Raw genomic sequence first — 14,267 nt, 5'->3', positions numbered from 1 at the left:
GATCCCGGATAGCCTCGACGTGTGTCCGGTCCTCATCGCCCCGCCTCCGAGCCAGCTCCGCTGCCCCGGGGGATGTTCCGGATCGGCCGGATCGCCGGCAGCGACGTGCTGGTGTCGAGCTCGTGGTTCCTCATCGCCGGGCTGATCGCGCTCATCATGGGTCCCCGGGTGGACCAGGTGCAGCCCGGGCTCGGCGGCTGGAAGTACGTCGTCGGCGTCGCCTTCGCGATCGCCCTCTACCTCGCGGTGCTCCTCCACGAGGCCTCGCACGCCGTGGTTGCCCGCCGGTTCGGGTTCCAGGTGCACTCGATCACCCTCCACTTCCTCGGCGGCGCGACCGCGATCGAGGGCGAGGCGCGGCGTCCGCGTCAGGAGTTCTGGATCGCCGTCGTCGGCCCGCTCACGTCCATCGCCGTGGGCGCGGTGGCACTCGCCGTGTGGTTCGTGACCCCGAGCGGCCTGCTGCTCCTCGTGATCGAGGGACTGGCGGGCGCCAACCTCATGATCGGCGTCCTCAACCTGGTCCCCGGCCTCCCGCTCGACGGCGGCCGGGTCCTCAAGGCGGGGGTCTGGGCACTCACCGGGCAGGCCCACACCGGCACGACGGTCGCCGCCTGGACCGGGCGCGGCGTCGCCGTCCTCGTCGGCGTCGTGGCGCTGTGGTGGTCCTTGGACGGCGCGGTGTTCAACCCCCTCGTCCTCCTCGTCGTCGCCCTCTTCCTGTGGACGGGTGCCAGCCAGGCGCTGGCCGTGGCCGGCATCACCCGGCAGTTCAGCGGGATCGTCGCCGGCGACCTGGCCCGCCGCGCCGTGGCGGTGCCCGACGACCTGCCCCTGGCGGAGGCGCTCCGGCGCGCCCGGGAGGCGGCAGCGGGCAGCATCATCACGACGACCGCCGACGGCCGCCCCGTCGGCGTGGTCGACGAGAGCGCCGCACGCGCCGTCCCCGTCGAGCGGACCCCGTGGGTCGCCGTGGCGACCGTGGCGCGCGCGCTCGAGCCCGGGCTGACCCTGCCGATGCGGATCAGCGGCACCGCCCTGCTCGACACCCTCCGGTCCACGCCGGCCTCGGAGTACGTCCTGCTCGACGACGAGGGCCACGTCCACGGCGTGCTCTCCGCGAGCGACCTGATCCGGGCCGTACGACGCTGAGCCGGGCGGTCCCGGTAGATTGCGCCGGTGACCGATGCGCCCCTCAGCCACACCGGCGACGACGTACCCCCTGCCGCCTGGTCGGGCGTCCACCGCGGCCCGTTGCGGGCCGGCGAGTGGGTTCGGCTGGTCGACGGCAAGGGCCGCAAGCACAACTTCGAGCTCGTCGCGGGCAAGCGGTTCTTCTCCAACAAGGGCCACCTCGAGCACGACGAGCTGATCGGGCGCGAGGAGGGCTTCACGGTCACCTCGTCGGCCGGCGGCGAGTACCTCGTGTTCCGGCCGCTGCTCTCCGAGTTCGTCGTCTCGATGCCCCGCGGCGCCGCGGTCGTCTATCCGAAGGACTCCGCCCAGATCGTCGCGATGGCCGACATCTTCCCCGGCGCCCACGTCGTCGAGGCCGGCGTCGGCTCCGGTGCCCTCACCTGCTCGCTGCTGCGCGCCGTCGGGCCGCACGGCCGCGTGTCGTCGTACGAGCGGCGCGAGGAGTTCGCCGACGTCGCCCGACGCAATGTCACCCAGTTCTTCGGCGGCGAGCACCCCGCGTGGTCGCTGACGCTCGGGGACCTGGCCGAGGAGCTGCCCGCCTCCGGCGAGCGCTGCGACCGGATCATCCTCGACATGCTCGCCCCCTGGGACTGCCTCGACGCCGCCGCCGACGCGCTGCTCCCGGGCGGCATCGTGTGCGCGTACGTCGCCACCACCACCCAGCTCTCGAAGTTCGTCGAGGCCGTGCGGGTGCACGGCGGGTTCACCGAGCCCACGCCCTGGGAGTCGCTCGTCCGCGACTGGCATGTGGAGGGACTCGCCGTCCGGCCGGGCCACAAGATGATCGGCCACACAGCCTTCCTCGTCACCGCCCGCCGGATGGCCCCCGGCCAGCGCGCGCCGCTCAAGAAGCGTCGTCCCGCCCCCGGCGCGTACGGCCCCGACTACACCGGCCCCCGGCCCCCCGGCGTCCCGGACACGCCCGCCGACGACTGAGCCCGAGTGTTGCGGTTTGGTCCCAAACCGCAGCAATTCCGGGTCGAGACCTGCGGTTTGTGACCAAACGGCATCAATCACTTCCCTGTAACTCTCCCGCGAGTAGGGTCGGAAGCAGGAGGTGTGCCATGACGAGCATGGGAGAAGGCACGACCGGCGGACACCGTTCCCCGAGTCGCGAGGAGCTCGAGGACCAGGTGCGTTACCTCGAGGAGGAGGTGCACGACCTGCGCCGACGCCTGGTCGACACGCCGACCGGCGCGGCGCGCTCGCTCGAGGCCCGGCTGGCCGAGGCCCAGCGGTCGCTCGCCGCGGTGACCGCACAGAACGAGCGCCTCGCCGGCACCCTGCGCGACGCCCGGGACCAGATCCTCAAGCTGAAGGAGGAGGTCGACCGCCTGGCCCAGCCGCCGGCCGGCTTCGGCACCTTCCTCCAGCGCAACGAGGACGACACCGTCGACGTCTTCACCGGCGGCCGCAAGCTCCGGGTCACCGTCAGCCCCGCTGTGGAGCTCGACACGCTGCGTCGCGGCCAGGAGGTCATGCTCAACGAGGCGCTCAACGTGGTCGCGGCCCTCGACTACGAGACGGTCGGCGAGGTCGTCATGTTCAAGGAGCTGCTCGCGGACGGCGAGCGGGTCCTGGTGATCGCCAACGCCGACGAGGAGCGCGTGGTCCGGCTCGCCGACCCGCTCCTCGGCGCGACCCTGCGGGCCGGCGACTCGCTGCTGCTCGACTCCCGCGCGGGCTACGTCTACGAGCGGGTGCCGAAGTCCGAGGTCGAGGAGCTCGTCCTCGAAGAGGTCCCCGACATCACCTACGAGACGATCGGCGGCCTCGGCAACCAGATCGAGATGATCCAGGATGCCGTCGAGCTGCCCTATCTCTACCCGGAGCTCTTCGCCGAGCACGAGCTGAAGCCGCCCAAGGGCATCCTGCTCTACGGGCCGCCGGGTTGCGGCAAGACCCTGATCGCCAAGGCCGTGGCCAACTCGCTGGCGAAGAAGGTGGCGGCGAAGACCGGCCAGGAGGGGAAGTCGTACTTCCTCAACATCAAGGGACCCGAGCTTCTCAACAAGTACGTCGGCGAGACCGAGCGGCACATCCGGCTGGTCTTCCAGCGCGCCCGCGAGAAGGCGAGCACCGGTACGCCGGTCATCGTGTTCTTCGACGAGATGGACTCGCTGTTCCGCACCCGCGGCTCGGGCGTGTCCTCGGACGTGGAGAACACCATCGTCCCGCAGCTGCTCAGCGAGATCGACGGCGTCGAGCTGCTGGAGAACGTGCTGGTCATCGGCGCCTCCAACCGCGAGGACATGATCGACCCCGCGATCCTGCGTCCGGGCCGGCTGGACGTGAAGATCAAGATCGAGCGTCCGGACGCGGAGTCGGCCCGCGACATCTTCAGCAAGTACCTCACCCAGAGCCTGCCGCTCCATGTCGACGACCTCAGGGAGTTCGGCGACGACCGCCAGGCGACCGTGGCCGGGATGATCCGGGCGACCGTGGAGCGGATGTACTCCGAGACCGAGGAGAACCGCTTCCTCGAGGTCACCTACGCCAACGGCGACAAGGAGGTCCTGTACTTCAAGGACTTCAACTCGGGCGCGATGATCCAGAACATCGTCGACCGGGCCAAGAAGATGGCCATCAAGGACTTCCTCGAGCACGACCAGAAGGGCCTGCGCGTCTCGCACCTGCTCCAGGCCTGCGTCGACGAGTTCAAGGAGAACGAGGACCTGCCCAACACGACCAATCCCGACGACTGGGCCAGGATCTCCGGCAAGAAGGGCGAGCGGATCGTGTTCATCCGTACCCTCATCACCGGCAAGCAGGGCACCGAGCCGGGCCGCTCGATCGACACGGTCAGCGACACGGGTCAGTACCTCTGACACCCGCTTGGCCCCCTCGCTAGGGTGGGTCACGTTCCCGACCGTCCCTCGTCCGACAGGAGCCCTCCGTGGTCAAGAAGCTCATCATCGTCGCCCTCGTCGCGCTCGGCGTCACCGCCGCCGTCAAGGTCGCCAAGGGTCGCTGACCCTCGTCTCGACGGGCCCCGCACCACCCGGTGCGGGGCCCGCGTCATCCTTCGCGCAGGTACCAGGCCCGGGCGAACTGGTAGCCGCCGTAGCAGCCGAGCCCGACGGCGACCGCCAGGATGACCCAGGGACCGTACGGCTCGTCGCGGAACCTGACGATCGCCTGGTCCAGTCCACCTGACTTGCCCGGGTCGTGGGTGACGCCGGCCCACGCGAAGAGCCCGCCGATCACGGTGAAGGCCACGCCGCGGCTGAGGTAGCCGGCTCTCGCCAGCACGGTGATCACGGTGCCGGTGGCGCCGGTCCGCCCGTCCACCTCGAGGTCCTCACGCCAGCGGTCTCCGAGCCCCTTGACCGCGCTCGCCGCACCGACACCCATGATGACGACGCCGAGCGCCACGACGATCGCCGGGCCGACCGGCAGGTCGAGCAGCCAGACCGTCACACCCTGGGGTGCCCGGCGTCCGCCGCCCCCGTCGCCGAGCGCGGAGCGGACCGCCAGCACGGCGAGGACGCCCAGTACGACGCTGCGTCCCCCGCACGCGGCGCGCGCGGGCCACTCGTCCGAGCCGCGGACGGCGCGGACCGCCTGCTCGACCGCCAGCCCGGCGAGGCCGAGGGCGACCAACCAGAGCGCGACCCGACCGACGGGCTCCTGCGCGAGCTGCTGGAACGCGCCCTGACCCGACGGGGTGCCGTGCCGGTCGCCGAGCGCGAGCGACGCGGCGAGCCAGGCCACGAGGCCGTAGACGAGTCCGTAGGCGACCCGCCCGGCCCGGGCGAGCCGGTCGAGCACCGGGGGATCGGACATGCTGCGGCGGTACCCGGTCGCGGCGTGCCGATGCCGGGGCGACGCGGTACCCGTAGGCTGGACGCATGAGCGTGCGCCGCGTGATGGGCACCGAGGTGGAGTACGGGATCTCGGTCCAGGGCCAGCCGACCGCCAACCCGATGGTGGCGTCGTCCCAGGTCGTCAACGCCTACGCCACGGCCACCGTCCGCGCCCGCCGGGCGCGCTGGGACTTCGAGGAGGAGTCGCCGCTGCGCGACGCCCGCGGCTTCGACATGTCACGCCAGATCGCGGACCCGAGCCAGCTCACCGACGAGGACCTGGGCCTCGCCAACGTCATCTTGACCAACGGCGCGCGCCTCTACGTCGACCACGCCCACCCGGAGTACTCCACCCCGGAGGTCGTCACCCCGCTCGACGTCGTGCGCTGGGACAAGGCCGGGGAGCAGGTCATGCTCGACGCCGCCCGGCGCGCCCAGCAGCTTCCCGGCAACCCGGCGATCGTGCTCTACAAGAACAACACCGACAACAAAGGCGCCTCGTACGGCGCGCACGAGAACTACCTCATGCGCCGCTCGACCCCGTTCGCGGACATCGTCCGGCACCTCACCCCGTTCTTCGTGAGCCGGCAGGTGTTCTGCGGCGCCGGCCGGGTCGGCAAGGGCCAGGACGGGCGCGACCACGGCTTCCAGATCAGCCAGCGCGCGGACTTCTTCGAGGTCGAGGTCGGGCTGGAGACCACGCTCAAGCGTCCGATCATCAACACCCGCGACGAGCCGCACGCCGACCCGGAGAAGTACCGCCGGCTGCACGTCATCATCGGCGACGCCAACCTCGCCGAGATCGCGACGTACCTCAAGGTCGGCACCACCTCACTCGTGCTCGCGATGATCGAGGACCGGTTCATCGGGCGCGACCTGAGCGTCGACACGCCGGTCGCGGCGCTGCGGGCCGTGTCCCACGACCCGACCCTGCGCCAGACCGTCACCATGGCCGACGGGCGCAGGCTGACCGGCATCCAGCTGCAGCTGGAGTACCTCGACCTGGCGAAGAAGTACGTCGAGGACCGCTACGGCGCCGACGCCGACGCCCAGACCGCCGACGTACTGGCCCGATGGGAGGACGTCCTCGCGCGGCTCGAGTCCGACCCGATGTCACTGTCCGACCAGCTCGACTGGGTCGCGAAGCTGAAGCTGATCGAGCAGTACCGATCGCGCGACGACCTCGACTGGGACGACGCCAAGCTGCAGCTGATCGACTATCAGTACTCCGACATCCGGCCCGAGAAGGGGCTCTACCACCGGCTGGTCGGCGCGGGGCGGATCCAGCGGCTGCTCACCGACGACGACGTCGACCGGGCCATGACCAACCCACCGGAGGAGACCCGCGCGTACTTCCGCGGCCGGTGCCTGGAGAAGTACGCCGCCGACATCGCGGCCGCGTCGTGGGACTCGGTGATCTTCGACCTCCCCGGACGCGAGTCGCTCCAACGGGTCCCGACCATCGACCCGCTGCGCGGGAGCAGGGCGCACGTCGGCGAGCTGATCGACCGGTGCGCGACGGCGGACGAGTTGGTCCGCGCGCTCAGCAGGTGAGTGGCTAGGCTGGAGTCATGGCCCAGGAGCAGAAGCAGCCGCGCAGGTCCGAGGAGACCGAGGAGACGACCGAGGTCGCTCCCGAGTCCGACGTGACCGAGCGCAAGGAGGCCCTCGACGACGACGTCGACGCGATCCTCGACGAGATCGACGACGTCCTCGAGACCAACGCCGAGGACTTCGTGAAGTCGTTCATCCAGAAGGGCGGCGAGTAGTCCCCGATGAGCGACGCGCGCATCCCGGGTGCTTTCCTGCGCCCTGGCACCTCCTCGTTCAGTGACTTCCTGGCCGAGAACGCCCCTGATCTGCTGCCCGCCCGCCGTTCGCTGCCCGCCGGCGGGCCCGGCGGCGCGGCCGAGATCGCGCCCCACGGCACCACGATCGTCGCGGTGACCTTCCCCGGCGGTCTGGTGATGGCGGGCGACCGCCGCGCCACGATGGGCAACGTGATCGCCCAGCGTGACATCCAGAAGGTCTTCCCGGCCGACGAGTACTCCGTCGTCGGCATCGCCGGCACCGCCGGGCTCGCGGTCGAGATGGTGCGCCTGTTCCAGGTCGAGCTCGAGCACTACGAGAAGATCGAGGGCTCGATCCTCTCCCTGGACGGCAAGGCCAACCGCCTCTCGGCGCTGATCCGCGCCAACCTCGGCATGGCGATGCAGGGCCTGGCCGTCGTCCCGATGTTCGCCGGCTACGACCTCGACAGCGGCACCGGCCGGATCTTCGGCTACGACGTCACGGGCGGTCGCCACGAGGAGCGCTCGTTCTTCACCGTCGGGTCCGGGTCGCTGTTCGCGCGCGGCGCGCTGAAGAAGCTGTGGCGCGAGGACCTGTCGTCCGACGACGCCGTCCGGGTGTGCCTCCAGGCGCTCTACGACGCCGCCGACGACGACTCCGCCACCGGCGGGCCCGACCTGACCCGTCGGATCTTCCCCGTCGTGTGGGTCGTGACCGCCGACGGCGCCGTCCAGTTGGACGAGGCCGCGATCGGCGCGCTCGCCGACCAGGTGGTCGGTGCCCGGATGGACCGCCCCGACGGACCGCTCGCACCCCTGCCCGGCGGGGGAGAGGAGACGCAGGCATGAGCACCCCGTTCTACGTCTCGCCCGAGCAGCTGATGAAGGACCGGGCGGACTTCGCCCGCAAGGGCATCGCCCGTGGCCGGTCGCTCGCCGCGGTGCAGTACGCCGACGGCGTCCTCCTCGTCACCGAGAACCCGTCCCAGGCGCTCCACAAGGTCTCCGAGCTCTACGACCGCCTCGCCTTCGCCGCGGTCGGCCGCTACAACGAGTTCGAGAACCTGCGCATCGCCGGTGTCCGGCTCGCCGACATGCGCGGCTACGCCTACGACCGGCGCGACGTCACCGGCCGCGGCCTCGCGAACGCCTACGCCCAGACCCTCGGCACCATCTTCTCCTCGGGCGGCGAGAAGCCGTACGAGGTCGAGATCTTCGTCGCCGAGGTCGGCGCCACCGCCGCCGACGACCAGATCTACCGCCTGACCTACGAGGGCCGGGTGGCTGACGAGCACGGCTTCGCGGTGATGGGCGGCGACGCGGACACCGTGTCGGCGTACCTGAAGGAGCACTACACCGACGGCGCCTCCCTCGACAGGGCGCTACAGGTGGCGGTCGCCGCGCTCGGGCATTCCTCCGACGGCGGCCAGGTGCAGGATCGGGTGATCCCGGTCGAGGACCTCGAGGTCGCCGTACTCGACCGGACCCGCATCCAGCCGCGGAAGTTCCGTCGCATCCTCCCGGCCCGCCTCGCCGAGCTGCTCGGCGACCGCGGCCCGGCCCAGACGGCCCCCGAGGTGCACACCTCCGAGACGCCCGCGACCGGAGACACCGACGCGGGGGGTGGCGACGAGCCGCCGGTGGCTCCGCCGTTGTAATCCCGACCTCTGTCGATCGCTATTGATGCGGTTTGGTCCCAAACCGCATCAATAGCGGCCTCGGACGTGCGGTTTGTGCCCAAACGGTGCGCTCCCACATCGGCCGATCGTGGCGTGCCCGGAACGGATATCCACAGCCGGGACGAGGGCACTTGTTCCCGGCCGCACGTCCGTCGAGTCTGGGCGTCATGCAGATCGGACCCGACGGCGCCATACGTGGCGAGGTGCGTGCCGCCGGTCATCAACGTGTGGCGCACGGCCTGTACCGGATCGAGACACCGGAGCTCGCCCCGTGGGAGAACTTCCTGCGTGACCTCGGCGCGCTACGGCTCGTGCTGCCCGCAGACGCCGTCTTCACCCACGTGACAGCAGCGCGCCTGCTCGGTTGGCAGCTGCCGGCGCTGCCGGAACAGGTCCCTCACTTCGCAGCGGTCAGGGGAGCCAACCGTCCCCGCCGGCCCGGTCTGATCTGCTCGCGACTGGTCCATGACACGAAGGCCCGCCTCGTCCACGGACTGCCCGTGGACGAGCCAGCTGAGATCCTGTTGCGCGCCGCCCGTGACCTCGGCCATCTCGATCTCGCGATCATGGTCGATTCGGCGGCGCGGCTGGGGCACGTGACGGATCGGGACGTTCGCGAGGTCCTCGCCTCGAAGCGCCCTGGGGTCCGGCGGCTTCGCGACGTGTGGCTGAGCCGCAACGAAGGCGCCGAGTCCGCTGGCGAGACGCTTCTCCACAGGTTCCACCAGGTCCTGGACGTGCCGACCAGGTCACAGGTCGACATCGTCGACGACGACGGGCGCTTCGTCTGTCGTGCCGACCTGCTGGTCATCGGGACGCAGAGCCTCCATGAGTACGACGGCGCGGTGCATCGCGACAAGGCCGTTCATCGCCGCGACCTCCGCCGCGAGCGGGCCCTCACCCGCACGTCGTACGTGCGGCGTGGCTACACCCTGGACGACCTGCTCAACCATCCCGCGGTGTTGATGCACGAGTTCGACCGGCTTCTCGGGCGTCCGCACAAGGCTGCGAGACTCCGCGCTTGGCGGGCTCTGATCGGAGATTCCCTCTATTCGGATGCGGGGCGCACGCGGGTGATGAACCGCTGGTACCGCTCGACGAACCCCGTCGATTGGGCGAGAACCGCATGACTTTGGCCCGGAACGTTGCGGTTTGGGACCAAACCGCAACCACCGGTCCCACATCCCCCTACGAGCGCCCAGTACGGCAGTACTGTGCCTTCATGGACCGTCGGATCTTCGGGATCGAGAACGAGTACGGCGTGACGTGCACGTTCCGGGGGCAGCGCAGGCTGAGTCCCGACGAGGTGGCGCGCTATCTGTTCCGCAAGGTCGTCAGCTGGGGACGCAGCAGCAACGTGTTCCTCCGCAACGGCGCCCGGCTCTACCTCGACGTCGGCAGCCACCCGGAGTACGCCACGCCCGAGTGTGACGACATCACGGAGCTCGTCACCCACGACAAGGCGGGCGAGCGGGTCCTCGAGGGGCTGTTGCTGGACGCGGAGCAGCGTCTGCACGACGAGGGCATCGCCGGGGAGATCTACCTGTTCAAGAACAACACCGACTCGGCCGGCAACTCCTACGGCTGCCACGAGAACTATCTCGTCAGCCGGGCGGGCGAGTTCAGTCGGCTGGCCGATGTCCTCATCCCGTTCCTGGTGACCCGGCAGATCGTCGTGGGCGCAGGGAAGGTGACTCAGACCCCGCGAGGGACGACCTACTCGGTGAGCCAGCGCGCCGAGCACATCTGGGAGGGCGTCAGCAGCGCGACCACCCGCAGCCGGCCGATCATCAACACCCGCGACGAGCCGCATGCGGACGCGGAGAAGTACCGCCGACTGCACGTGATCGTGGGCGACTCCAACATGAGCGAGACCACCACGATGCTGAAGGTCGCCTCGTGCGACCTCGTGCTGCGGATGATCGAGGAGGGCGTGGTGATGCGCGACCTCACGATGGAGAACCCGATCCGGGCGATCCGCGAGATCTCCCACGACGTCACCGGTCAACGGAAGGTCCGCCTGGCCAACGGCCGCGAGGCGAGCGCTCTGGAGATCCAGGGGGAGTACCTCGCCAAGGCGCGCGACTTCGTCGACCGGCGCGGGATCTCCACCCCGGTCATCGAGCGGGCCCTCGACCTGTGGGAGCGGGGCCTCAAGGCGGTCGAGTCCGACGACCTCGGTCTGGTCGACCGCGAGATCGACTGGGTGATCAAGTGGAAGCTGATTGACCGCTACCGCGCCAAGCACGGCCTGCCGCTGAGCCACCCTCGGGTCGCGCAGCTCGACCTGGCATACCACGACATCCACCGCAACCGTGGCCTCTACTACCTGCTGGAGAAGCGTGGCGCCGTCGCCCGGGTGACCTCCGACCTCAAGATCTTCGAGGCGAAATCGGTGCCGCCGCAGAACACCCGCGCGCGGCTGCGCGGCGAGTTCATCCGCCGAGCTCAGGAGCGTCGCCGCGACTTCACGGTCGACTGGGTCCATCTCAAGCTCAACGACCAGGCGCAGCGCACCGTGCTCTGCAAGGACCCGTTCCGGGCGTACGACGAGCGGGTCCAGCGCCTGATCGACGGCATGTGACCCACGGCGACCTGGCACTCGGTAGGGTTTGCGCGTGCTGATGCGCCTGCGACGTCCCTCCCTGCTGCTTCTGTCGACCCTGCTCCCCGCGAGCCTGGCTCTGGCCGCGTGCGGCGGATCCGACTCCGACGAGGTCAAGGGCCTCGACGCGGTCGAGATCAGCGGCCCGGTCGGCGAGACCCCCGAGCTGGACTGGAAGGCGGTCATGACCGCCGGCAAGCCCCAGACCAAGGTCCTCGCCGAGGGCGACGGCGCCGAGTTGAAGAAGGACGACGTCGTCCGGGTCGAGTTCACGCTCGCCGACGGCTGGACCCACAAGATCAACTACGACAGCTACGACGCCACCTCGCTCAGCACCCTCGTCAAGGTCGGCGCCGAGAAGGAGCCGCAGACGCTCACCGATCTGCTCTCGCTCGCCTTCGCCGACCAGATCGAGGCCGGTCAGACGATCGGCACTCGGCTCGCTGTCACGGTCGGCAGCGACGTCGCCTTCGGCGGCTACCTCGGCAGCCAGGCCGCGGGCCTGCTCGCCGGACTCGACATCGGCAACGAGGACGGGCTGCTCTTCATCGCCGACCTCGTGGGCCTCGCCGGTCCCGAGGGCGCTGAGGAGGCCGCACCCGGCTGGGCGCCGAAGATCGTCGAGGAGGCCGGGCTGCCGGCGAGCCTCGACTTCTCCGACGCGCCGAAGCCGAGCGGCAAGCTCGAGGTGGCGACACTGACGAAGGGCACCGGCCCGGTCGTCGCCGAGGGCCAGACGATCCTGGTGAGCTATCTCGGGCAGATCCCGGACGGCGAGAAGCCGTTCGACGCCAGCTACGCCGACGGCCGCGGCCTCGAGGCCGTCGTCGGCGGCAAGGACGCCACCGTCGTCAAGGGCTGGTCGAAGGCGCTGGTCGGCCTCCCCGTCGGGAGCCGGGTCATGATCCAGATCCCGCCGAAGCTCGGCTACGGCAAGGAGGGCCAGGGCGAGGACATCCCCGGCAACTCGACGCTCTACTTCGTGGTCGACATCCTCGACGCCGCCGACACCAAGCCCAAGCCCGAGCCGGCTCCCGAGGCGACCCCGGAGGCCACCCCCGAGCCGAGTACGGATGCCAGCACCGAAGAGTGAGCGCCTGCTCAACCTGCTGATCATGCTCCTAGTCCAGCGACGACCGATCGCCAAGGAGCGGATCCGCGAACTGCTGTACCCCGACTCGCGCCTCGACGCCTTCGAGAAGATGTTCGAGCGCGACAAGGAGGAGCTGCGCAGCCTGGGCGTCCCCGTCGAGGTCGCGACCATCGACCCGTTCTTCGACGACGAGGTCGGCTACCGGATCCCGCCGGAGGCCTTCGCCCTGCCCGACGTGGAGCTCACCTCGGAGGAGGCGGCGGTCGTCGGCATCGCGTCGCGGGTCTGGCAGCACGCCACCATGGCGCAGGCCACGACGGACGCCGTGCGCAAGCTGACGGCGTCCGGCATCGACGTCGATCTCGACGCGCTCGACATCGCCCGACCGCTGCTGACGGCCGAGGAGCCGGCCTTCGAACGGTGCTGGGTCGCGGTCTGCGAGCGCAACGCGATCGAGTTCGACTACCAGCGGCCCGACGCCGACGCGCCGATGCGCCGGCGCGTCCAGCCGTGGGGCGTCGTGCGCTCCTCCGGACGCTGGTACCTCGTTGGCTACGACGCCGACCGGGGCGCCGAGCGGGTCTTCCGGCTGTCCCGGGTCCAAGGTGAGGTCCGGTTGGTCGGGCCGCCCGGCGCCTACGACGTGCCCGCGGAGACCGACGTCCGCGACATCGCCCGCCGGATGGCGCCGCCGATCCCGGCCACGACCGCGGTGCTCCTCGTGCGCGAGGGCGCCGGGCACGGGCTGCGGCGGAGCGCCGAGGAGGTGACGACCGGGGTCGACGGTCCCGATGACCGCACTCGCTGGGACCGGCTGGTGCTGGTCCGCCCGACCCAGGGGCTGGCCGACGAGGTCCTCTCGCACGGGCCCGACGTGGTCCTCCTCGAGCCCGTCGAGGTGCGCGAGCAGGTCGTCGCACGGCTGAGGCAGTCCGTCTCGTGAGCGGCGTGGAGGATGCGGTTTGGTCCCAAACCGCAGCGACACACCGCATAACGCTGCAGTTTGTGCCCAATCGAGGAGCAGGAGGAGCGAACTCGTGAGGCGTACGCCGGCGCCGGGCGCACGCGACCAGGTCGCCCGCCTGCTCACCCTGGTGCCGTTCCTGCACCACCGTGACGGCGTGCGCCTCGAGGAGGCGGCCACGCTGCTCGGCACGACACCCCAGCAGGTCGTCCAGGACCTCAAGGTGCTCTTCATGTGCGGCCTGCCGGGCGGCCTGCCCGACGACCTGATCGACGTGGACCTCGACGCGATCGTGACCGAGGCGGGCAGCCCGGTCACGGAGGGCGTGATCCGGATCGAGAACGCTGACTACCTGGCCCGCCCGCTGCGACTGAGCGCGACGGAGGCGTCGGCGATGATCGTCGCGCTGCGGATGCTTCGCGACACGGGTGCGGCCGGTGCCAGTCCGGAGCTGGTCGACCGGGTGCTCGCGAAGCTGGAGTCCGCCGCCGGCGCGCCGCGGGTCGAGATCACGCCGTCGCCCCGCGACGCCCAGCAGGTGGTGGTCGCGCAGCTGACCGCGCTCGTCGAGGAGGCGCTCGCCTCGGGCCGGCAGCTGCGGCTGCTGTACTTCGTGCCGTCGCGCGACGAGGAGTCCGAACGGGTGGTGGACCCGTACGGCGTGGTCACGCACGGGGTGTTCTCCTATCTCGACGCCTACTGCCACCGGGCCGGAGCCGACCGGCTGTTCCGGCTGGACCGGATCACCAAGGCCGAGCTGCTCAGGACCGCCCCGACGACGCCAGCGCGGGAGCCCCGCGACCTCAGCGACGGACTGTTCACCGACGACGCGGCGCCCGACGCCACGATCGTCACGCTGCGCCTGGAGCCGGCCGCGCGCTGGGCGACCGACTACTACCCGGTCCGCGAGGTGCGCGCCCACGACGACGGCTCCGCGGAGGTCGACCTGGTCGTGGTCGACCGGCGGTGGCTGACCCGGCTGCTGCTCCGCCTGGCCCCGCATGCCACGGTGATCCGTCCCGCGGAGTTCACCGACACGTTCACCGCCCGTGCACAGGAGACCCTCAGCCTCTATCGGTGAGGAGGCGTAGCATGGACGCCGTCAGTCGAACCCGATGATCGAGAGTTGG

At 70.6% G+C, this 14,267-nt stretch carries 13 protein-coding genes; 12 read left to right on the top strand and 1 reads right to left on the bottom strand.

All coding sequences use genetic code 11. From position 1 onward, the window contains the following. Nucleotides 1–21 precede the first annotated feature (21 nt). The 3 genes from ACPZVR_RS11160 to arc all read left to right on the top strand — a co-directional run bounded on the left by ACPZVR_RS11160 (nt 22) and on the right by arc (nt 4,028). Entirely contained in the window at nt 22–1,152 is a 1,131-nt protein-coding gene (locus tag ACPZVR_RS11160; protein WP_436699656.1) for a site-2 protease family protein, read from the top strand. Nucleotides 1,153–1,179: 27 nt separating this feature from the next. Continuing rightward, nucleotides 1,180–2,136 (top strand): tRNA (adenine-N1)-methyltransferase, encoded by a 957-nt coding sequence (locus tag ACPZVR_RS11155; RefSeq protein WP_436699655.1) that lies wholly within the window; start codon nt 1,180–1,182, stop codon nt 2,134–2,136. A 128-nt stretch (nt 2,137–2,264) separates the two neighbouring features. Next, nucleotides 2,265–4,028: a proteasome ATPase gene (arc, locus tag ACPZVR_RS11150; RefSeq protein ID WP_436699654.1), complete on the top strand. Its 1,764-nt coding sequence runs from the start codon at nt 2,265–2,267 to the stop codon at nt 4,026–4,028. 190 nt (nt 4,029–4,218) lie between these two features. Here arc and ACPZVR_RS11145 read toward each other — a convergent pair whose 3' ends face one another. Then, nucleotides 4,219–4,986, bottom strand: a complete 768-nt coding sequence (locus tag ACPZVR_RS11145) for a DUF1206 domain-containing protein (protein ID WP_436699653.1) — start codon at nt 4,984–4,986, stop codon at nt 4,219–4,221. Nucleotides 4,987–5,051: 65 nt separating this feature from the next. Between ACPZVR_RS11145 and dop the strand changes: the two genes are divergently transcribed. The 9 genes from dop (at nt 5,052) to ACPZVR_RS11100 (ending at nt 14,218) form a co-directional block, all read left to right on the top strand. Further along, complete coding sequence (gene dop, locus ACPZVR_RS11140) at nt 5,052–6,560, top strand: depupylase/deamidase Dop (protein WP_436699652.1); 1,509 nt, start codon at nt 5,052–5,054, stop codon at nt 6,558–6,560. 17 nt (nt 6,561–6,577) lie between these two features. Next, on the top strand, nt 6,578–6,775 hold the full coding sequence (locus tag ACPZVR_RS11135; protein ID WP_436699651.1) for a ubiquitin-like protein Pup: 198 nt from the start codon (nt 6,578–6,580) through the stop codon (nt 6,773–6,775). 6 nt (nt 6,776–6,781) lie between these two features. After that, complete coding sequence (gene prcB, locus ACPZVR_RS11130; protein WP_436699650.1) at nt 6,782–7,645, top strand: proteasome subunit beta; 864 nt, start codon at nt 6,782–6,784, stop codon at nt 7,643–7,645. Then, nucleotides 7,642–8,454, top strand: coding sequence for a proteasome subunit alpha (gene prcA / locus ACPZVR_RS11125; protein WP_436699649.1), 813 nt, complete (start codon nt 7,642–7,644; stop codon nt 8,452–8,454). Before prcB ends, prcA begins: the two co-directional genes overlap by 4 nt. Nucleotides 8,455–8,642: 188 nt before the next feature. After that, a complete protein-coding gene (locus ACPZVR_RS11120; RefSeq protein ID WP_436699647.1) occupies nt 8,643–9,605 on the top strand; it encodes a putative endonuclease domain-containing protein in 963 nt (320 codons plus the stop codon). A gap of 92 nt (nt 9,606–9,697) precedes the next feature. Further along, complete coding sequence (pafA, locus tag ACPZVR_RS11115; RefSeq protein ID WP_436699646.1) at nt 9,698–11,059, top strand: Pup--protein ligase; 1,362 nt, start codon at nt 9,698–9,700, stop codon at nt 11,057–11,059. Nucleotides 11,060–11,099: 40 nt separating this feature from the next. Continuing rightward, on the top strand, nt 11,100–12,173 hold the full coding sequence (locus ACPZVR_RS11110; protein WP_436699927.1) for an FKBP-type peptidyl-prolyl cis-trans isomerase: 1,074 nt from the start codon (nt 11,100–11,102) through the stop codon (nt 12,171–12,173). Beyond that, on the top strand, nt 12,154–13,116 hold the full coding sequence (locus ACPZVR_RS11105) for a helix-turn-helix transcriptional regulator (protein ID WP_436699645.1): 963 nt from the start codon (nt 12,154–12,156) through the stop codon (nt 13,114–13,116). The genes ACPZVR_RS11110 and ACPZVR_RS11105 overlap by 20 nt, the downstream gene beginning before the upstream one ends. 94 nt (nt 13,117–13,210) lie before the next feature. Next, nucleotides 13,211–14,218, top strand: coding sequence for a helix-turn-helix transcriptional regulator (locus tag ACPZVR_RS11100; RefSeq protein WP_436699644.1), 1,008 nt, complete (start codon nt 13,211–13,213; stop codon nt 14,216–14,218). The last annotated feature ends 49 nt before the right edge of the window (nt 14,219–14,267 follow it).

Origin of the sequence: Nocardioides segetis (assembly GCF_051390595.1) — a bacterium.
GTDB lineage: Bacteria > Actinomycetota > Actinomycetes > Propionibacteriales > Nocardioidaceae > Nocardioides.
Note: the sequence above shows the minus strand (reverse complement) of the source record. Positions and strands in the feature narration are given on the sequence as shown.

What these genes read in the sequence shown, in the direction of transcription:
- arc (WP_436699654.1), top strand. Translation starts at nt 2,265, where the DNA reads ATGACGAGCATGGGAGAAGGCACGACCGGCGGACACCGTTCCCCGAGT.
- ACPZVR_RS11145 (WP_436699653.1), bottom strand. Translation starts at nt 4,986, where the DNA reads ATGTCCGATCCCCCGGTGCTCGACCGGCTCGCCCGGGCCGGGCGGGTC.
- dop (WP_436699652.1), top strand. Translation starts at nt 5,052, where the DNA reads ATGAGCGTGCGCCGCGTGATGGGCACCGAGGTGGAGTACGGGATCTCG.
- ACPZVR_RS11135 (WP_436699651.1), top strand. Translation starts at nt 6,578, where the DNA reads ATGGCCCAGGAGCAGAAGCAGCCGCGCAGGTCCGAGGAGACCGAGGAG.
- prcB (WP_436699650.1), top strand. Translation starts at nt 6,782, where the DNA reads ATGAGCGACGCGCGCATCCCGGGTGCTTTCCTGCGCCCTGGCACCTCC.
- prcA (WP_436699649.1), top strand. Translation starts at nt 7,642, where the DNA reads ATGAGCACCCCGTTCTACGTCTCGCCCGAGCAGCTGATGAAGGACCGG.
- ACPZVR_RS11120 (WP_436699647.1), top strand. Translation starts at nt 8,643, where the DNA reads ATGCAGATCGGACCCGACGGCGCCATACGTGGCGAGGTGCGTGCCGCC.
- pafA (WP_436699646.1), top strand. Translation starts at nt 9,698, where the DNA reads ATGGACCGTCGGATCTTCGGGATCGAGAACGAGTACGGCGTGACGTGC.
- ACPZVR_RS11110 (WP_436699927.1), top strand. Translation starts at nt 11,100, where the DNA reads ATGCGCCTGCGACGTCCCTCCCTGCTGCTTCTGTCGACCCTGCTCCCC.
- ACPZVR_RS11105 (WP_436699645.1), top strand. Translation starts at nt 12,154, where the DNA reads ATGCCAGCACCGAAGAGTGAGCGCCTGCTCAACCTGCTGATCATGCTC.